This is a genomic window from Williamsia limnetica, from assembly GCF_003217475.1.
Taxonomy (GTDB): domain Bacteria; phylum Actinomycetota; class Actinomycetes; order Mycobacteriales; family Mycobacteriaceae; genus Williamsia; species Williamsia limnetica.
In genome coordinates this window covers 237076-257308 of the sequence record NZ_QJSP01000002.1, presented here as the reverse complement: position 1 = coordinate 257308, position 20233 = coordinate 237076, and the positions used below count along the sequence as shown (strand labels likewise).

The window sequence follows — 20233 nt, the reverse complement described above, 5'->3', positions numbered from 1 at the left end:
GGGGCTTTTGTGGGGGAACAATTCGCAGTAGACGAGGCACTGTTCCGACCCCATGCGATCCATCAAAGCCCCATTCGGTGCCCGACCCGTAGCTCTTGGTTCGCCGTTCTGACGCTGGGTTTCATCATCGCCCTGGCCACAAGTTGCGCGAGCGGAGGCGGGATGCCTCAATCCGCGCAACCATCCGGGGACGGTGGCTATCCCACACCTGACGAACTCCGGTACGAGGAACGGTGGCTGAAAACCGACGCTGTGGACCTTGACTCAGCCGACGGCACTTTCATTCGCGCCTTCATAGAAGCCAGCGAACTGCGCTACTACGTCGGCAGCTACGACGCTTCATATCCCGGGTACGCCGCCGCGCTGGCCCCTGCATTGGCAGCAGGACGAACCCCTGATGTCGAGGACCTGCTTTTCAGTGCACCTGCCTACGGCGTCATATACCGACGCGTGATCAGCGTCGACGTCGCCGAAGACAACACCGTCCGAGTGGTTGGTTGCAAGTCCACTCCGGGGATCCCCCCGACCCCACCCCCATCTCAGCGTCCCGACGGCCACGGCCTCGTGGAAGCCTTCGCCCTGTCGTACCGACGGTCTGGAGATTCTCCTCCTGCTGAACAGCACGGTGCTCGCAAAGTTCCGTACGACTCCGTCTTTGGTGATTGGTACGCCGTTGAGTACGACCCGCTGTATGGCGACACCGATCCCACTTCTCGCGAGCCGTGTTACACCGACGCTCTAACTCCCAGTGACACCGTCGAACTCGGCTGGCCCGCTGGTCCGCAGCCGCGCGCGTGAATCGACGCTGCAATTTCAGTGCTGGCGGAACAGGTCTTGTGGGGAGCCCTGCAAAGCCGGAGGATCTGACACTTCCTCCGACACCAGTCACACCCTCCGACTGCAACGGGAGGACCTGACAACAGTCGGAGGATCTGCCACATCCTCCGACTTCAGCAACGAGCGTCGTCACGAAACACCTGCGCTGCAGCAGGTCAACGAGGATCGGCGAGGATGATCAGCAACAACTCGGCCCGGGTCCGGGCGTCGGTGAGATCGACCCGAAGCAAACCCTCGATGCGGTCGACGCGGTTGCGCAGCGTGTGCCGATGTACCCCTACCGTCGCAGCGGCGGACTCCCAGTGGCCATTGGCCAGCAGATAACCGCGCAGGGTCGCGACGAGACCACCGTCGTGGGTGCGGTCGTACTCCAGCAGCGGCCCGAGGACGGTGTCGTGTGCGCCGCTGAAGGCGCGGCGTACCGGTTCCAACGAGAGCACCGACCCTTGCGCTAGTAGGTCGACCACCTCTCCCTCGGCAGCAACCACGCAACTCAGTCGCGCTTGGCGCACCGAGTCGGCGATCTCGTCAACCGACGCCACGGTTCCGAGACCGCCTCGCGCGCCCTGGACGCCGACCATGCCGAGCACCGATTCGGCGAACCCGCGCTGATCCTCTCCCCGCAGCAGCACTACTACCTCGCTACCGCTCTGCTCGACAAACACAGGACGCCAACGTGATTGGAGTTCGGTGGCGATGGACGCCGCAGCGCGTTGGGCACCGCCGACACCGGAGTACTGGACGACGGCGGCCCGTACCCGACCCTCGCGGTCAGCGGCCCGCAAGACGATGTTGCGGGCCGCGGCCGGAGGTGGCCCGGCCATAGCCATCGTCAGCGCATCGGCGTGCAGCGCCTGTTGATCGCGCAGCACCTGTCCCGGCTTTGCGTGTTCGAGACTGAGCAGCGACGTGGCGTGACCGACCAGCACCCGTTCGAGGTCGCCCAGTGGGGTGTCTCCGAGTACAACTAGATGGCCGAACACGTTGCCGGCCACACTGATCCGCTGCACGGTGATCACTCGCTGGTCGGTCATGGTGACACCGCTCGACGCCGCGGGATCGCGGCTGATCTGGGCGCGCACAGACGCCAACTCCTCGCCGGACAACGCTTGCGGTCGAGCACTGACCACCTGCTGCTCCCGGTCCAACAACACAACGGACTGCTCGATGGCATCGGCGAGTTCACGCACGACGGCAGGCATCCCGCCTGCGATCACCGCCCGGGTGATCCGCGGCTGGGTGTGCGACGCCCGCACGAACTGATCGAATCGCTGCGCCGCGATCCGATCCAGCACCGTCCGGGCGATCGCCGAGAACGGCACCGGAAGCGGCACCTTGACCAGCGGCAGACCGAGTTCGTCGGCGATGTCGACGAGGTCGCCGGGTACGTCGTCGAAGCCGAGACCGACACCGAACCCGACGCCGGCGATCTTGGTCTCGTCGAGACGTGTGAGATACCTGCGGCGATCTTCCGCAGAGTCAGGGAGACGGAGCCCTGTGGTGAGCAACAACTCGCCGCCTGCGAGCCATTCGTGCGGCGCCGGGAGCTCCGAACTGAGAGCGCAATCGATATCCCGGTCCTGGCCGGCAGCGCCGCCGAGGAGAGTCAGCTGCAGATCTCGCTGGCCGAGCAGCCACCGCACCGTGGTCGTCACGTCGTCGCGACTTTCCGGGTCTCATTCGACGCCCATACCTGCACAGACTTCGCGGTCATTGGACAAATAGTAGTTCCAATCGAAGATAGCTGGACAACTTGTCAGGTCCGCGCGCACGTCCGTCGGCGAAGACTGGAGACATCACCTTCCTCCCATCCGACCTCAACCGAGAGTGACCTGGTGTTATGGCGAATCAGATCTTGAAGAACTACATCAACGGAGAGTTCGTGGCGTCCACCGGCACGCAGACGTTGGACCTCGTCAATCCCACCGACGAGTCGGTGGTGGGCACCTCGCCCATCTCGTCGGACGCCGATGTGGACGCCGCCATGTCCGCCGCGGCGAAAGCCTTCGAGAGCTGGGGAAAGACCACGCCGAAGACGCGGCAGACCGCGCTGCTGAAGCTCGCCGACGCCATCGAGGCGAACTCCGACAAGCTGGTCGCGGCCCAGGCGCGCAACACCGGCCAGCCCGATGACCAGATCGCCGACGAGGAGGTCACCGTCGGCGCCGACCAGATCCGCTTCTTCGCAGGCGCCGCCCGCCTGCTCGAAGGCAAGTCCGCCGGCGAGTACATGGAGGGCTTCACCTCGTACGTGCGGCGTGAGCCCGTCGGTGTCATCGCTCAGGTGACGCCATGGAACTACCCGCTGATGATGGCGATCTGGAAGATCGGTCCCGCCATCGCCGCGGGTAACACCGTGGTGCTCAAACCATCGGACACCACCCCGGAATCGACGCTGGTGCTCGCTGAGATCTCGAAGGGGATCCTGCCCGACGGCGTCCTCAACGTGGTGCTCGGCACCGGCGCCACCGGAGCCGCCCTCGTCGGACACAAGACGCCGAGCATGGTGTCCATCACCGGTTCGGTACGCGCAGGTATCGCCGTAGCGGTATCGGCGGCGCAGAACCTCAAGCGCGCCCACCTCGAACTGGGCGGCAAGGCGCCGGCCGTGGTCTTCGCCGACGCCGATCTGGACAAGGCCGTCGACGGGATCGGCGACGCGTCGTTCTTCAACGCCGGCCAGGACTGTACCGCGGTCACCCGCATCCTGGTGCACTCCTCGATCCACGACAAGTTCGTCGATGCTTTGATCGAGAAAGCAAAAGACACCACAGTGCCGCCACTGAACAACATCAACCACTTCACCAAGGTGACCTCGATCCTCGATTCGGTCCCGCCGCACGCCACCGTGGTGACCGGTGGCAAACGCAAGGGTGACAAGGGTTTCTACGTCGAACCAACCGTGATCACTGGCGTCCATCAAAGCGACTCACTGGTGCAGGACGAGACCTTCGGGCCCGTCGTCACGGTGCAGGCGTTCGACGACGAGGCGCAGGCACTGGAGTTCTCGAACGATGTCAGCTACGGCTTGGCCTCCAGCGTCTGGACAAAGGACAACGGCACCGTCGGCCGGATGACCGCAGGCCTCGACTTCGGCTGTGTGTGGGTCAACTGCCACATCCCACTGGTCGCGGAGATGCCACACGGTGGATTCAAGAACTCGGGCTACGGCAAAGACCTCTCGTCGTACGGGGTCGAGGACTACACCCGCATCAAGCACGTGATGAGCTCGATCGAATGACCACCGTGACACAGCCTCAATACCGGCTGCCCCAGAAACGGAACCTGGTCACCGCTCTTCCCGGTCCGAAATCCTCAGAGCTGCAGGGCCGTCGAGCGATGGCCGTCGCCGGTGGTGTCGGGTCCAGTGTCCCGGTGTACGCCGCCGACGCCGACGGCGGAGTCATCGTCGACGTCGACGGCAACTCGCTGATCGATTTCGGATCAGGCATCGCGGTGACGACCGTCGGTGCAGGCAACGCAGCGGTTGCCGCCGCTGTCGCCGAGCAGGCGAGCCACTTCACCCACACGTGCTTCATGGTGACCCCGTACGAGGGTTACGTCGCGGTGGCGGAACGGCTCAACCACCTGACGCCGGGCGATCATCAGAAGCGCACGGTGCTGTTCAACTCGGGTGCCGAGGCCGTGGAGAACGCGATCAAGGTGGCACGCTTGGCCACCGGCCGGGACGCGGTGGTGGCGTTCGACCATGCGTACCACGGTCGCACCAACCTGACGATGGCGCTGACCGCGAAAACGATGCCGTACAAGTATGGTTTCGGCCCGTTCGCGCCCGAGGTCTACCGGATCCCGATGTCGTACCCCTACCGCGACGGTCTCGACGGCGCCGAGGCGGCCAAGCGGGCGATCTCGATGATGGACAAGCAGGTCGGCGGCGATCAGCTGGCCGCGATCATCATCGAACCGATCCAGGGTGAGGGCGGCTTCATCGTTCCCGCCCCGGGATTCCTCACAGCACTTGCCGATTGGGCGCGAGCCAACGGCATCGTGTTCATCGCCGACGAGGTGCAGAGCGGCTTCGCCCGCACCGGCGCCTGGTTCGCCAGCGACCACGAGGGTGTGGTGCCCGACCTGGTGACCATGGCCAAGGGCATCGCAGGCGGCATGCCCCTGTCGGCGCTCACCGGTCGCGCGGACCTGCTCGACGCGGTCCATTCCGGCGGTCTCGGCGGAACCTACGGCGGCAATCCGGTGGCCTGCGCAGCCGCGCTCGCCGCCATGGATGTGATGAAAGACCTGGACCTGCCCGCCCGCGCCCGCCACATCGAGGAACTCGCCGGTGGCAGGCTTCGCGCGATGGCGGCGGTGACGGAAGAGATCGGCGACGTCCGCGGTCGCGGCGCGATGCTGGCCATCGAATTGGTCAAACCGGGCGGGACAGAACCGAATCCGGAGCTCACCAAGGCGCTGGTCGCCGCATGCCTGGCACAGGGTCTGGTGCTGCTCTCGTGTGGCACGTACGGCAACGTGATCCGACTGCTGCCGCCGTTGGTGATCGACGACGCCTTGTTGACCGACGGCCTCGACGTACTCGAGAAAGCCCTGAACGATCTCACCGGCCGGTAGGAGCCCACGCGTGACCACTGCATCGACCTTCCATCCCCTGGATCCCTTTTCAGCCGACGAGTTCCGGGCCACCGCAGCACTGATGCTGCGGGACCACGGGGTCGGCGAAGGGTGGCGGTTCAACTCCATCGAGCTGCTCGAGCCGAGCAAGGCCGAGCTGGCCGACTATGGCGCGGGAGGCGCCCAACCACCTCGGCGCGGCGTCGTCACCTGTCTCGACTCGAGCCGCAACGCGACCTACAAGGCGGTGGTGTCGCTGTCCGAGGACACCGTCGAGTCCTTCGATCATATCCCTGGCGTACAGGCCAACTTCACGGTCGACGAGTTCGAGGAGTGCGATGAGGTACTCCGCAAGCACCCGGATGTGATTGCAGCCCTGGCCAAGCGAAGGATCACCGACCTCGAGCTCGTGTTCATGGACACCTGGACCTACGGCGACGCGGTGGCCCCTGAGAAGTACCGCGACCGCCGTATCGGCTGGTCCGACACGTGGGTCAAAGGCGAGGCGGGGGGAAACCCGTACGCGCATCCCGTCAGCGGTTTGCACTGCGTCATCGACCTCAACACGATGGAACTGCTCGAGATCGAGGACACCGGCGGCGTCGAACCCCCTGAGGTGATGGGCGAATACGTGCCTGCCCGGATCCCGGAACGGATCCGCAACGCCTCGCGCCGAGAGCCGCTGAAACCGTTGGAGATCACCCAGCCCGAAGGACCGTCGTTCACCCTCGAAGGCAACAAGCTGACCTGGCAGAACTGGTCGCTGCGGGTCGGTTTCAATCACCGCGAGGGCATGACCCTGCACACCATCAGCTACAACGACAACGGTCGTGAACGTTCGGTCGCGCACAAACTGTCGTTCGCCGAGATGATGGTCCCCTATCGCGACCATTGTGAAGACCACTACCGCAGAACCGCATTCGACATCGGCGAGTGGGGCCTGGGCTTCATGACCACCTCACTCGAACTCGGCTGCGACTGCCTCGGCGAGATCCGCTACCTCGATGCGGTGCTCCACAACAGCAAGGGCGAGCCATACACCATCACGAACGCGATCTGTATCCACGAAGAGGACAACGCTGTCCTGTGGAAGCACGTCGATCATGACGCCGGCGCCGAGGTACGCCGGATGCGGCGCCTCACCGTCTCCTTCCACGTTACCGTCGCCAACTACGAGTACCTGGTCTACTGGCGCTTCTACCAGGACGGCAACATCGAGTGCGAGGTCCGAGCGACCGGGATCATGGTGACCACCCCGTTCGCCCCGGGCGGCACCCATCCCCACGGAACACTGGTCGACGAACGCACGTATGCCCCCTACCACCAGCACTTTCTGGTCGCCCGCCTCGATCTCGACGTCGACGGTACGCAGAACACCGTATACGCCAGCGAGACCGAAATCGAGCCCATGGGCCCGAACAACCCCTACGGGCTCTCCCTGGTGCAGCGCAACACTCCCCTGCGCACCGAAGAAGAGGGCAAGCAGGACATGAACTGGGCCACCCAGCGGGCGTGGAAGGTGGTCAACACCAACACAACCAACGGCCTGGGGACCAATCCGTCATACAAGCTGGTACCCGGTGATGCAATCCCATCGATGTTCGACCCCGCCTCCCCGATCTTCCAGCGCGCGCAAGTGATCGGGCATACCGTCTGGGTGACCCCGAACAGCCCCGACGAACGTTGGCCCGCAGGCGAGTTCGTCAACCAGTCGTCGGTCGACACCGGCCTCGGCGAATGGACCAAGGCCAATCGCAGCATCGACAACACCGACGTCGTGGTCTGGTACACGTTCGGCGTCCATCACATCACCCGACCGGAGGATTGGCCGATCATGCCGGCCGACACCGTGTCGTTCTGGCTCAAGCCCTTCGGCTTCTTCGACCGCAACCCTTCCCTCGACGTCGCACCGAGCCCGAGTTCGCATTGCCATCACGACGATTCCGGTTCAACCGGGCACGACGATTCCGATCCGAAAGGACACTGCCATGACTGACAGCTCCACCGACCCGATCGCGCAGTATCGCGACCTGCTGGCGACGGTGCCGGCGGGCCTGTGGATCAACGGGGACTCCGTGGCGGCGTCGACCAAAGAGACCTTCTCCGTGGATGATCCGGCAACGGGCACCTCGCTGTTGCAGATCGCCGACGCCACGCCCGATGATGCCGCCACCGCCCTAGACAGCGCGGTGGCCGTCTCCGAGGAATGGGCAGACACCGCGCCTCGGGCCCGATCGGAGATTTTGCGCAACACCTACGAATTGATCCGCGAGTACGCCGACGACATGGCGATGATCATGACCCTCGAGATGGGTAAGGCCCTGCCCGACTCGGTGGCCGAGATCAACTACGGCGGAGAGTTCTTGCGTTGGTTCGCCGAGGAGGCGGTACGCGTCGCGGGCCGATTCACCAAGTCCCCCGGGGGTACCGGGCGCATCATGGTCACGCATGCACCGGTCGGAGTCGCGTTCGCCATCACACCCTGGAACTTCCCGCTGGCCATGGGAACCCGCAAGATCGGGCCCGCGTTGGCAGCAGGCTGCACCATGATCGTCAAGCCCGCGCACGAGACACCGCTGACGATGCTGTACCTCGCGAAACTGTTCGGTGAGGCCGGTTTGCCGGCAGGCGTGCTCTCGGTGCTCCCGACCAGCAAATCCGCTGAGGTCAGCACCCCGCTCATCGCCGACCCGCGGGTCCGCAAGATCAGCTTCACCGGATCGACACCGGTCGGCCGCACACTGATCGGTCAAGCCGCGGAGAACGTCCAGCGCACGTCGATGGAACTCGGCGGCAACGCCCCGTTCCTCGTCTTCGACGACGCGGACGTCGACAAGGCCGTCGAGGGCGCGTTCGCCGCCAAGACCCGCAACGGCGGAGAAGCGTGCACTGCAGCGAATCGCTTTCTGGTGCAGGAAGGTATCGCAGAGGAGTTCACCGCAGCGCTCACCGCGAAGATGAAGGCCATGGTGCTCGGCCGCGGGTACGACTCCGACACCACGCTCGGGCCCATGGTCAGCGTCAAACAGCAGACGTCGATCGCGGAGGCGGTGTCGAAGGCGGTCGCCGACGGCGCGCGGGTCCGGCTCGGCGCCGACCCTGAAAATGTGTCGAGCTCCGCTTCGCTGCGTCTTCCGGCCGACGATGCAGGATGCTTCTACCCGGCCACCGTGCTCGATCAGGTGCCCGCTGACGCCGAGATCGTGTGTAACGAGATCTTCGGTCCGGTCGCCGTGATCAGTACCTTCACTGCCGAGGACGAAGCCATCGCAGCCGCCAATGCGACCGAATACGGCTTGGCCGCCTACCTCTACACCCAAGATCTCGACCGGGCACTCCGGGTGGCCGACAAGATCGAATCAGGGATGGTCGGAGTCAACCGTGGGGTGATCTCCGATGTCGCTGCGCCATTCGGTGGCGTCAAACAATCGGGTATCGGCCGCGAAGGCGGATCCGAAGGCATCTACGAATACCTGACCACCAAGTACATCGCCCTCACATGACGCAGTGGACGATGCCCGCCGAGGGTGCACCGCAGGACAAGGTCTGGATGGCCTACCCGGTGAAGGGCTATTCGCTCGGCGACACCGACTCGGCGCGCGACGAGGCACGACGCACGTGGGCTGCTGTCGCACATGCGGTTCTCGACTTCGAACCGGTCACCATGATCGTCGATCCCGGTGAGATCTCGGTCGCCCGCCAGTACCTTTCAGCCGACATCGACATTGTCGAGGCCCCGCTGAACGACGCGTGGGCCCGCGACATCGGACCGACGTTCGTGCTCGGCGACGACGGCCGACTCGGCGCGGTCGACTGGATCTTCAACGGCTGGGGTGCCGCGTCGTGGGCGCAGTGGGACAAAGACCAGCACGTCGGGAAACTGATCGCCGAACTGTCCGGGGCGGAGTTGATCGCTTCGCCGATGATCAACGAGGGCGGCGGCATCCAGGTCGACGGCGACGGCACCGTGCTCGTCACCGAGTCGGTCCAGCTCGGCGAAGGGCGCAACTCGCTCTGGTCCAAGACCGAGGTCGAAGCCGAACTGTCCCGCACCATCGGCGCCGACCGCGCAATCTGGTTGCCGCACGGACTCACCCGAGACAACGAGAAGTTCGGTACACGCGGACACGTCGACATCGTCGCGGCGATGCCATCGCCCGGAGTCGTGTTGGTCCACGATCAGCAGAACCCGGATCACCCCGACTTCGAGGTCAGCGCCCGCATCAAGGCACTCATCGCCGAGGCCGAACCGGGCTGGGAGATCATCGGCGTCCCGGCACCGACCGTGCTGACCGACGATGAGGGCCCGGTCGACTACAGCTACATCAACCACCTCGTGGTCAACGACGGAGTCATCGCCTGCAGCTTCGACGATCCCAACGATGCGCGGGCCGCGGCGATCCTCTCGGAGGTCTACCCCGGCCGCACCGTCACCGCCGTGGACGCCCGCCCACTGTTCGAACGCGGCGGCGGCGTCCACTGCATCACCCAACAGCAACCCGCATCCCGATGATGGTGGGTTCTGGCCATCAAACGACCAGGTCGTCGTCGCCAGAACCCACCATTTTCGGACAGAACGGATGGCCACGGGATGCTGCGAACGGACGATCTGTCAGTTGCCGCCGACACCTCCGGCAAGGGACTGTTGCGCCATGACATCGACGACTCCACGAACGACTCCTGACGCCCCGGAGGCCGCCCTGGGCAATTACGGCGACAAGGTCCTCGCAGTGGAGCCGGGTGGGAACGAGTTCATCCCACCCGAAGCCAGACACGGCAAACCGCGCGGACTCTTCTGGACCTGGACCGCACCCAATCTCGAGTTCGCGACGATCTTTCTCGGGATCATCGCGGTGCTGTACTTCGGGCTGAGCTTCTGGCAGGCCATCGCCGCCATGGCAATCGGCAACCTGCTCGGGGCGCTCGCGCATTTCGTGTTGTCCGCCCGTGGACCACTGCACGGTGTGCCGCAGATGGTGCTGGGCCGCCTCGGATTCGGCTACCGCGGCAACATCCTTCCCGCCGCCTTCATGACCGTGATGTGCGGCGTCGGGTGGTTCGCAACCAATAGTGTCAGCGGCGCACTGGCCCTGAACACCCTGTTCGGGCTGCCGTCGGTACTCGCGCTGATCATCATCGTGCTCGCCCAAACCGGTTTCGCCTTCTGCGGGCACAACCTGGTGCAAGGGTTCGAACGGCTCGCCGCTCCGGTTCTGGCCGTGGTATTCGTGCTGGCCGGTATCTTCATCTTCCGTGATGCCGATCTGGGGATGCCCGCTGCCGACGGCGGTGCCGGGCTCGGCGGCTTCCTGCTCACCCTCGGTGCGGCATTCGGCTACACCGCGGCCTGGACCCCCTACGCCGCCGACTACACCCGCTATCTGCCCGTGAACGTCTCGAAGTTCCAGACCGGTTTCTTCGCCTCGTCCGGCCTGTTCGTGTCGACCACCGCATTGATGACGATCGGCGCCGCATCGGTCACCATCGGCGCCGACGCAGACCTCAGTCCTACCGACGCATTCACCGGATCGCTGCCGTCGTGGGTCGCCAATCTGACGCTGCTCGCGATCGCCATCGGCGCAGTTGCCGCCAACGCCATCAACCTCTACTCCGGCGCAATGGCTTTCGTCACCATGGGCTTCACGATGTCCGTCGGCATCCAGCGCGCGGTGGTGACCGCGGTGTTCGGCGTCGTCGGGTTCTTGGTGGCCTGGTGGGCACTGGCCGACGCGGCCGCCAACTACGAGACGTTCCTGCTGATCGTCGCCTACTGGATCGGGCCGTGGCTCGGCATCGTGCTCGCCGACCAACTTCTCCGCCGGGGACGGCCGGTCGCCGGACTCCTCTACGACACCAAGTACACCAACTGGGGTGGCCTGGTCTCGTTCGTCGTCGCGCTCGTCGTGTCGGTGGCTCTGTTCGCCAATCAGGAACGCTACGTCGGATGGGTGGCCGAAGCGGTCCCTGAACTCGGCGACATCGCCTTCTTCATCGGCTTCCTCATCGCGTTCGGCGGTTACGTCCTGTTGTGCCGCAACAAGGTCAATCGGGACTACGCCCACATCTGACCGTCATCATCTACTGAGTACTGCGGCCCTGTGCGCGATGTGCGCGCAGGGCCAGCAGCAATCCCGGGTATGTCTGTGCACCGGTGAAGTCGAATCCGATCAGCCCGCGGATCCGCTCCAGACGCTGATACAGGCTCTGCCGGCCGAGGTTGAGGGCCGCAGCAGATCGGGTGGCGCTACACCCGTGCCGCAGATGCACCTCCAGAGTGCGGGTCAGCTCCGAACCGTGCTCGGTGTCCCAGGCGATGACCGGGGCGATGGAAGCCACGAGGTCGCCGAGGACCGCGGTGTCGAGAGTCTGCACCGCGAGATCTGCAGACAATGCCCTCGTCGATGTCACAGCGTCGCCTCCTCCGGCCTCGATCTGTCTATCGGCCACCGCCAGCGACAACGCGCGGCGTACCCGCAGCAGCGACGTCGACAGCTGCTCCGCATCGATCGAGACGGGATCGCCGACGACTACGGTCGCCTCATCGGCGAACTCCCGGTATGCATCGACGATCAACGCGACGTCGTCGCGATCGGGGCGTCCTGTCGCGATCAACGCGTACGACGTCGCATGCACCTGGGCGTGCATCGACTGCGCCGCAAGGTTCTTGACCACAGAAGCCGTGAGTCGTGAAGCCATCCGCGGCGTGGGAACGTCGACAGCAACCGGTACGATCCGAGAGCTGCGGGCCGGCCGGAAACCGGCCGCGCCACAGCGCATCACCAAGTCCGATCGGCGATCGATGCGGCGCTCCAACAGATCCGACACCAGCGATGACGCCGCACGATGCGGCAGTCCGGCGAGTTCACGGGTCAACGAGAGCGTGACACCCAGCGGGCCCGCCCCGACTCCGAGAAGCGTCAACACATCCTCTGCGGCCAGCGGCGATCCCGGGCCGGCGACCAGTGTCGCAATCACCTCACCACGCATCCCGACCGGTACCGACGCCGCCTGTGCGTCCACCGCCTGCCACGCCGAGTGATCGTCGTCGAGGCCCTCGGCCGCCATCAGGGCATTGCCCTTGCCCAGCAGCACCAGTGGGCAACCGACAGCTGCCGCAATACGTTTGAGCATCGCGGGCGCTCCCGCACCCGCGGCCATCTCGGCATGCAACACCGAATCGAGTTCGCTGCGCCTACGCAGCGCGGCAACCTCCCGCGATACCAGGTCGGTGTTCGCCGCCCGGCACAGATCGATGAACGGGACCACCGTGCGCAGGATGATGAACGGGAATCGCGCCGACGACGCCTCCCTCACCATCTCACCGGGCGCCTGGTCGAAGGTGCGGCCCAGCTCCACGGCCACTCCCGCGACACCTCTCTGCGCGAGTTCGCGGATGTAGTGCCTTCGGGTTCCAGAATCCACGCCGGCGAGTCCGAGGCCGGTCGTCAGCAGCAACTCCCCGCCGGACAACAGCGGACCGATTTCGAAGATCTCGCTGGAATGTACCCAGCGGACCTCGTTGTCGAGGGCATCGTGGCCGCTGAGCACCTGAGGATCGGCTGCCCGCAGATGCTGATCCAACACTTCACGCAAGGTCAACACCACTGCGACGGCCCTTCTACGAATGCCCGACGGATTGCACGCCGGTTTACGGTTGCACCGCGACACTATGTCAGTTGCCGACATCCCGCGAGACGGGCACGGTTGAGGACATGACGGTATCCACCGATGTTTCACCGACCATGCTGCTCGAGACCGCCTACGCCGAGGCCCAACAGAGCCTGACCGAGGGCGGTATCCCCATCGGGGCGGCGCTGTTCGCCTCGGACGGGACTCTCCTCGGCCGCGGCCACAACCTTCGTGTCCAGAACGACGACCCTTCGATCCACGGCGAGACAGACGCTTTTCGTAACGCCGGACGGCAGACCGACTATCGGTCGACGATCATGGTCACGACGTTGGCACCCTGCTGGTACTGCAGCGGACTGATCCGCCAGTTCAACATCGGCTCGGTGATCATCGGCGAGAACACCACGTTTCAGGGCGGCGAGGACTGGCTCACCGAGCTGGGGGTCGCGGTCACCGTGCTCGACGACCCGCGTTGCATCGCGATGATGGCCTCGTTCATCGACCTCAATCCCCTGCTGTGGAACGAAGACATCGGAGTCGCAGAGTGAGCAGTCCGGTTCTGACGGTCGATATCTCACAGTGGCGCGCCGGCGGCGAGGCTGCCGCGGCCATGTGCGCCGCCGTCGACGAGAGCCTGCAGAAGGCAGGCTTTCTCCTGGTGACCGGTCACGGCATCGACCCTGAGCTACCTGGCGCCCTTCGCGCCGCAGCACGCGAATTCTTCGCACTGCCAACCGAAGTGAAGACCAAGTACGCGGTGGCCGTCGGGGGCCGCGGCTGGATCGGCCCCGGCATGGAGGCCAACGGCTACGCCGAGGGGACCGAGACCCCGCCCGACCTCAAAGAGACGTACAACTGCGGCGCCCAGACCCCGGTGGGCGACCCCGCCATCGACGCCCTGTGGTTTCCGCCCGACGTGTGGCCCACGGAGGTGCCGCGGCTCCGCGACCTGTTCATCGAATACTGCCGTCAGATGAAGGCGCTGTCCGACGACCTGCTGGCACTGATGTCCGCGTCACTCGGACTGACCGATGCGGCCAATCCCTTTCTCGGTCTTGCCGACAACGCGACGTGGACGTCGAACATCAATCACTACCCGGCGTTGACGCAGACCGGTCCGGTGGAAGACGGACAGTTCCGAATCGGGCCGCACACCGATTTCGGCACGGTGACGGTGCTCGACCGTGAACCGGGTGCCGGTGGACTGCAGGTCTACAGCGACGAGGGTGGTTGGGCAGATGCGCCGTACGACCCCGCCGCGTTGACCATCAACATCGGCGACCTGCTCGAGTACTGGACTGCAGGCCGTTGGCGTGCAGGACGGCATCGCGTCCTGCCACCGCCGACCGAGGCACCGGAAGAAGACCTCGTCTCGCTGATCTTCTTCTACGAACTCAATCAGGACGCCGTGGTCACCCCGCTACAACCCCCGATCGGCGTGGAAGCCGGTCGACCGCCTGTGATCGCCGGAGACTTCATCGGCGAACGACTGGACGCGATCACCATCGGCGCGCCGGCCGGGACGTAGCCGGGGGTCAACCGGCGGTGAGATGAACTCCGCCGCGCCATAACCCCGCCTATTGAGTGTGACGCGTATCTACACGTATCACCGATTGCGGGCCGAAGCGCTGGGTATTCTCGGTTTCATGACTGCCATTGAAGCCAGTTCCGCCGACCTACCGGCCACCGAGACATCTGACGACGTCGAGCTGCTGGTCGACAACCTCAGGGTTGCGCTCGACGGCCGCTGGCGTACCACCCGCGAGACGGTGCGCGAGCAGTTGAATCACGCGCAGTTCCTTCCCGATCCGTCGCGAACTCTGGACGAAGCGCGCGCTCGCATGCTGGAGATCATGAAAGAGCTGACTTCGCACGGGTTCCCGAGGTCCGGTTTCCTGGAAAAGCACGGCGGCACCGGCGACATCGGCGCATCGATCAGTGCCATCGAACTCCTGGGCTACGCAGACCTGTCCCTGATGGTCAAAGCCGGAGTCCAATGGGGGCTGTTCGGCGGCGCCGTCGAGAATCTCGGCACCGCTCGTCACCACGAGACGCTGGTTCCGGGCCTCATCGACCTCGACCTTCTCGGCTGTTTCGCCATGACCGAGACCGGGCACGGCTCGAACGTGCAAGCGTTGCAAACCACAGGCACCTACGATCCGGCGACCGATGAGTTCATCATCCACTCTGAGACCCATCTCGCCCGCAAGGACTACATCGGTGGGGCCGCGCAGCACGCCAAGGTCGCTGCGGTGTTTGCTCAGCTGGTCACCGGCGGCCCGGGCGAGGAACCGACGAGCCGCGGCGTCCATTGCTTCGTGGTGCCGCTCCGCGATGACGAGGGCAACGACCTTCCCGGTGTCACCACGAGTGACGACGGCTACAAAGGCGGTCTGGCCGGAGTCGACAACGGACGCATCGAGTTCGACCACGTGCGGATCCCGCGCGACAATCTGCTCAATCGCTATGCCGATGTCGCAGAAGACGGCACGTACAGCTCGCCGATCGAAAACGAGAACCGGCGGTTCTTCACCATGCTCGGCACCCTCATCCGTGGCCGCGTCAGCGTGGCCGCGACGGCGGGTGCCGCAGGTCGCAAAGCCTTGACCATCGCCACACGGTACGGGTTGGCGCGCAAGCAGTTCGAGTCCCCCGACTCCACCGACGAGATCACCGTCATGGACTACTTGGCCCACCAGCGCAAGCTGCTGCCCCTGATCGCGAAGTCCTACGCGCTGACGTTCGCACAGAACGAGATCATCGAAGAGCTACACGAACTCCAGTCCGCGGAAGATCTCGACGAAGATCGCCAACGCCAACTAGAAGGCGCCGCAGCCGGATTGAAAGCGATGACCACCTGGCACGCGTCCCACACGATCAACGTGTGTCGCGAGGCATGCGGCGGCGCAGGCTATCTCGACGAGAACCAGCTCTCGATCATGCGCGGCGACATCGACGTGTTCACCACCTTCGAAGGCGACAACACCGTCCTCACCCAGTTGGTGGCAAAGGAACTGCTGTCGGCGTACGCCCAGGATGTGCGCGGTCTCAACACCGTCGGGTGGGCACGGTTCATCGCCGGGATGGCACGCGACGTCATCCTCGAGAAGTCCGCGGCCCGCCAGGTGGTGCAGACACTGATCGACGGTTCCGACGAAGATCCCGAGCAATCCGATCTCACCAACCGTGGCACGCAGATCCGGCTCTTCCGCAACCGCGAAGACCACCTCATCCGCACCTGCGCGAACCGCCTCCGGCGCGCGACCGACGACGACAACGACCCCTTCGAGGTGTTCAACGGCGCCCAGGACCACCTGCTCAAAGTCGGCTCAGCTCACACCGAACGAGTGGTCCTCGAGGCGTTCGTCGATGCGATCGATCGCTGCGACAGCAAAGCGGGCACCGAACTCCTCGGCAAGGTGTGCGACCTGTTCGTGTACTCGGCCCTAGACGACGACCTCGACTGGTTCCTGATGCACCGGCACGTCTCGGTGGAACGCGCCAAGGCCATTCGCCGTGGCGTCAACGAACTGTGCCTCGCCCTGCGACCACACGCCCGCACCCTCGTCGACGCCTTTGCTGTCCCGGAAGAGCTACTGAAGACGGTCATGATCCCTGACCAGGGTTGATCTGTGTTGAATGGCTCGCTCCGCTCGCTTTGTCGGCGCGGCCATCGGGCGCGAGTTCTTCCTCTCTCCTCGCATCGCTGGCGCTCGCTCCTCGTTCGTCCAGAACACGCGCGGCCTCGCCTCCCGACCTAGTCTTCGTCGGGGTGCGGGGCGCGTTTTCTGGGGCCGAGGCCTAGCTCTATCGCCTGATGGGCCTGTGTGAGCTCGGAGCGGAAATGGTCGACGTCTCTCGCCCAGGCCTGAGCCAGCTTTCCGCTGGTCATCTTGATCCCGACGCCCTTGCGACGGCGGGGAACCGCCGATAGTTCACCGAGAGCCGGTGCGCTCTCCCATTTCTGGGGTTCCGGACTGTTGTTCTCCGGGTAGATCTCAGCGATCTCGTCGAGCAGGATCGTCTGCGCACCCTGGCGCAGCGACCGCTCGGTCAGCATCATGCTCACGTGTGTCCTCGCCGCATAGACCTGCACCAGCGAGAACCCACCGATGACGAGGGCGAACACCAGCAGCGCAGGCCAATGCAGCCTGCCTCCACCGATGATCTCGGTGATCAGCACGATCAGACACAGCACCGGGCCGATGGCGACCACCCACCACGCGCCGCCCGACTCGGCGCAGAGGACCTCCCCCTCGTCCACGCCTTCGTCGTCGGCGGCGAAGTCATCGTCACCGAGGTCCTCCCCGCTCATTTTTCGGCGAACCAGGGCTCTGCCGAGGGCCGGTAGGCCATCATCGATCCGACCAGGGCGAACAGGCTGAACAGCAGCGGCGCTGCGGCGACCTGCGCCACCAGAAGCGACGCCAGCACTCCGAGCGCGACCAGCATCAGGGTGAAAACAGCCAACGCCGACCGCCAGCGGGGATCACCTGGGAAGGCTTTGCGGGCCAGCACGATCAGACCGGCGCCGATGGCGGCGAAGAAGACGCCGAACACGACGAATCCCGCGCCGCTCGCCACCAGACTCACGATGATGATGGCCAGGCCGTAAACAGCCAGCAGAACACCTGCGGCCATCCACAGCCAGTACGCCCTGGTGACGAGTTTCGGGGGGACCGCCGGATCGACGGGCGTGGTGCTCACTTGCGTTCTCCTGTGTCGGACTCGTTCTGGGGGTTCGGGGAGTTCTGGGGGTTCGGGGAGCTCTGGGGGTTCTGGGACGTCGGCGGCTGGTATTGCCCTGGCTCATATTGCTGGGGCTGATACCCGGGCTGCTGGCCGTAGTACGGCTGCTGGGGATACTGCTGGTTCTGACCGCCGCTCGGGTACTGGCCCTGGTATTGCCCCGGGTACTGGCCGGGCGGAGGATATCCGCCGGACGGGTAGATCGTGGTCGGCCGCTTCTTCTCGGCTCGCCATGCTGCCATGTCCTTGCAGTATTGATCGGAGTCGCGGTGCAGGAGCAATACTCCCGCCCCCAGCGCTGCGACACCACCGATCACCGTCGGGATCATCGACCAGTGGTCTGCGCCCGCGACGAAGAATGCGTACACCGTCTGCACCACCAGGTAGAAGCTCAGAAAGCCGAGCCCGAGTCTGGCCCAGTTCCGACCCGAGCGCGCGAACCAGGTCAGAGTTCCGCAGATACCGCCGATCATCACGATCGAGATCACGATCACCATGGTGACCACCAAGCCGTAGGACACCGGCTGGCCCTGGCGCGCCATGTCATCGCGCACCTGATCGATCTGATCGGTGGCGACGGTGAACTGTCCGCAGACAGCAACAATCTGGGCGATGATCACCACGATCCACAGTTCGGTGGCGATCGCCATGGAACTGACGAGTGGCGGCCGCTCGATCTGCTGCGACTGGGCCGACGCCGGAAAATTGCCCGGCTGCGGCGCGCCATAGGGATCTGGGCCGTAGGGCGGCGGTGTCACGGACATGACCACCAGCCTAGTGCCCCTACACCCCGGACCCCGGGTCGTCTCCGGCGCCGGCTATCGATCGCCTGACGAGTCGATCCGCATCCGGTGGTCGCTGACCCAGTCCCGGTACGCCACGACATCGACGCCGAGGATCGTCGCGCTGACCTCCACCGGAACCCCTTCTCCTGCCAGCAGGCGCATCAGCGGGAACCAACCGGATGCTTGCAAAGGCGGATCGATCACCAACTCCTTCGCGCGAAGGCGGACCGTGCTCTCAAATGCTCGCATCAAACTGTCGCAGTCCTCGACGGGCACTGCGGCCGGACGATCGGCACGGCGCAGTCGTGTCTCGTGGTTTCTGATCTGCTGACGGGAACGTTGCACGCGCTCCGCAGTCTCGGCCTCGTACACCGGGAGCGGCTGATCCCCGGCGAGCCAGCGCCGAAAATCCCCTGCGTCGAACTCCAACACCGCTGCGGACGCCTCGACCGGAATACCATCCGCGCGTAGCTGTTTCACGAACGCGTACAGCTCATCTCGCGTCGAGACCTGACCCTGCGCGCTCCACCGTCGCCTGATCGAGCGCGAGAAGACGTGCTCGACCCGATTTGATCCATCCGACACGGCAGTTCCCCCAGAACCCCATTCGCATCATCAGCCCCCACCGATGAACGATCACTTATCCTCTGTGACGTTCAATGTAGCGCAGTGGCGACCTCGTGCGCCCAATATGTGAGCACGATGTCAGCTCCAGCGCGTCGGATGCCCAGAAGTGACTCGAGGATCGCCTTGTCGCGGTCGATCCAGCCACGCTCGGCGGCGGCGGTGATCATCGCGTACTCCCCAGAGATCTGATAGGCCGCAACCGGGACGTCGGCCTCGTCCGCCACCCTCCGAAGCACGTCCAGATACGACATCGCCGGCTTGACCATCACCATGTCGGCGCCCTCGGCCAGATCCAGGGCCAGCTCGCGCATGGACTCCCGCAGGTTCGCCGGATCCTGCTGATACGTCTTCCGGTCGCCCTGCAGTGATGAGCCCACGGCCTCACGGAACGGGCCGTAGAAGGCCGAGGAGTATTTGGCGGTGTAGGCAAGAATCGCGGTCTCGGAGAAACCGGCGCCGTCCAGAGCCGCGCGGATCACCCCCACCTGGGCATCCATCATCCCGCTGGGCCCGACCACGTGTGCTCCGGACCGGGCCTGCACCACAGCCATCTCGGCGTAGCGCTCGAGAGTGGCGTCGTTGTCGACGACCCCGTCATCGCGCAGGACGCCGCAGTGTCCGTGATCGGTGAACTCATCCAGGCAGGTATCGGCCATGATCACCGTGGAGTCGCCGAGGTCGGTGCGCAGATCACGAAGAGCGGCGTTGAGGATCCCATCGGGATCGGTGCCCGCGGTGCCGACTGCGTCCTTGTCGGCAGCAGCCGGGACCCCGAAGAGCATCACGCCACCGACACCCGCGGCCGCGGCTTCGCCCGCCGCACGTCGCAGCGATTCACGCGTGTGCTGGACGACACCGGGCATCGAGCTGATCGGCTTCGGCTCGTCAATGCCGTCTGCGACGAACATCGGCAACACCAGGTGCCGCGGCTCCAACGATGTCTCGGCGACCAGCCGACGCATCGCCGGAGTACTGCGCAGTCGCCTGGGCCGATCAAAGGGTTTCGTCATACCCTCCAG

17 protein-coding genes are annotated in these 20233 nt (G+C 65.0%); 10 read left to right on the top strand and 7 right to left on the bottom strand.

Annotated features, from left to right (window positions below):
- Positions 1-162: 162 nt before the first annotated feature.
- Complete coding sequence (locus DFR67_RS03935; protein WP_110468113.1) at positions 163-798, top strand: hypothetical protein; 636 nt, start codon at positions 163-165, stop codon at positions 796-798.
- A gap of 194 nt (positions 799-992) precedes the next feature.
- Here the strand turns inward: DFR67_RS03935 and DFR67_RS03930 are convergent, their stop codons facing one another.
- On the bottom strand, positions 993-2492 hold the full coding sequence (locus tag DFR67_RS03930) for a PucR family transcriptional regulator (protein ID WP_110468112.1): 1500 nt from the start codon (positions 2490-2492) through the stop codon (positions 993-995).
- Positions 2493-2677: 185 nt separating this feature from the next.
- On the opposite strand from DFR67_RS03930, the gene DFR67_RS03925 reads away from it, so the two are divergent.
- From DFR67_RS03925 to DFR67_RS03900, 6 genes are all read left to right on the top strand, one after another.
- Complete coding sequence (locus tag DFR67_RS03925; protein WP_110468111.1) at positions 2678-4078, top strand: aminobutyraldehyde dehydrogenase; 1401 nt, start codon at positions 2678-2680, stop codon at positions 4076-4078.
- Between the two features lie 5 nt (positions 4079-4083).
- Positions 4084-5424: a 4-aminobutyrate--2-oxoglutarate transaminase gene (gene gabT, locus DFR67_RS03920; protein WP_110468320.1), complete on the top strand. Its 1341-nt coding sequence runs from the start codon at positions 4084-4086 to the stop codon at positions 5422-5424.
- 10 nt (positions 5425-5434) lie between these two features.
- Positions 5435-7420 (top strand): primary-amine oxidase, encoded by a 1986-nt coding sequence (locus DFR67_RS03915; protein ID WP_110468110.1) that lies wholly within the window; start codon positions 5435-5437, stop codon positions 7418-7420.
- Entirely contained in the window at positions 7413-8927 is a 1515-nt protein-coding gene (locus DFR67_RS03910; RefSeq protein ID WP_110468109.1) for an NAD-dependent succinate-semialdehyde dehydrogenase, read from the top strand. Before DFR67_RS03915 ends, DFR67_RS03910 begins: the two co-directional genes overlap by 8 nt.
- A complete protein-coding gene (locus DFR67_RS03905; protein WP_110468108.1) occupies positions 8924-9937 on the top strand; it encodes an agmatine deiminase family protein in 1014 nt (337 codons plus the stop codon). The genes DFR67_RS03910 and DFR67_RS03905 overlap by 4 nt, the downstream gene beginning before the upstream one ends.
- Positions 9938-10076: 139 nt before the next feature.
- Positions 10077-11492 carry a purine-cytosine permease family protein gene (locus DFR67_RS03900; RefSeq protein WP_110468107.1) on the top strand — a complete coding sequence of 472 codons (1416 nt, stop codon included), beginning with the start codon at positions 10077-10079 and terminating at the stop codon, positions 11490-11492.
- 10 nt (positions 11493-11502) lie between these two features.
- On the opposite strand, the gene DFR67_RS03895 is transcribed toward DFR67_RS03900, so the two are convergent.
- Positions 11503-13008 carry a helix-turn-helix domain-containing protein gene (locus DFR67_RS03895; protein WP_342766710.1) on the bottom strand — a complete coding sequence of 502 codons (1506 nt, stop codon included), beginning with the start codon at positions 13006-13008 and terminating at the stop codon, positions 11503-11505.
- A gap of 128 nt (positions 13009-13136) precedes the next feature.
- Between DFR67_RS03895 and DFR67_RS03890 the strand changes: the two genes are divergently transcribed.
- The 3 genes from DFR67_RS03890 to DFR67_RS03880 all read left to right on the top strand — a co-directional run bounded on the left by DFR67_RS03890 (position 13137) and on the right by DFR67_RS03880 (position 16682).
- Entirely contained in the window at positions 13137-13601 is a 465-nt protein-coding gene (locus DFR67_RS03890) for a nucleoside deaminase (protein WP_110468105.1), read from the top strand.
- Complete coding sequence (locus DFR67_RS03885) at positions 13598-14581, top strand: isopenicillin N synthase family dioxygenase (RefSeq protein WP_281268304.1); 984 nt, start codon at positions 13598-13600, stop codon at positions 14579-14581. Before DFR67_RS03890 ends, DFR67_RS03885 begins: the two co-directional genes overlap by 4 nt.
- Before the next feature lie 118 nt (positions 14582-14699).
- A complete protein-coding gene (locus DFR67_RS03880; RefSeq protein WP_110468319.1) occupies positions 14700-16682 on the top strand; it encodes an acyl-CoA dehydrogenase family protein in 1983 nt (660 codons plus the stop codon).
- A 128-nt stretch (positions 16683-16810) separates the two neighbouring features.
- Here the strand turns inward: DFR67_RS03880 and DFR67_RS03875 are convergent, their stop codons facing one another.
- The 5 genes from DFR67_RS03875 to hemB all read right to left on the bottom strand — a co-directional run bounded on the left by DFR67_RS03875 (position 16811) and on the right by hemB (position 20224).
- Positions 16811-17368 (bottom strand): hypothetical protein, encoded by a 558-nt coding sequence (locus DFR67_RS03875; protein WP_110468103.1) that lies wholly within the window; start codon positions 17366-17368, stop codon positions 16811-16813.
- Complete coding sequence (locus DFR67_RS03870) at positions 17365-17760, bottom strand: hypothetical protein (protein WP_110468102.1); 396 nt, start codon at positions 17758-17760, stop codon at positions 17365-17367. The genes DFR67_RS03875 and DFR67_RS03870 overlap by 4 nt, the downstream gene beginning before the upstream one ends.
- On the bottom strand, positions 17757-18566 hold the full coding sequence (locus DFR67_RS03865) for a hypothetical protein (protein ID WP_146240356.1): 810 nt from the start codon (positions 18564-18566) through the stop codon (positions 17757-17759). Before DFR67_RS03865 ends, DFR67_RS03870 begins: the two co-directional genes overlap by 4 nt.
- Positions 18567-18620: 54 nt before the next feature.
- A complete protein-coding gene (locus DFR67_RS03860; RefSeq protein ID WP_110468100.1) occupies positions 18621-19172 on the bottom strand; it encodes a hypothetical protein in 552 nt (183 codons plus the stop codon).
- A gap of 71 nt (positions 19173-19243) precedes the next feature.
- Positions 19244-20224: a porphobilinogen synthase gene (gene hemB, locus DFR67_RS03855; protein WP_110468099.1), complete on the bottom strand. Its 981-nt coding sequence runs from the start codon at positions 20222-20224 to the stop codon at positions 19244-19246.
- Positions 20225-20233: the final 9 nt, after the last annotated feature.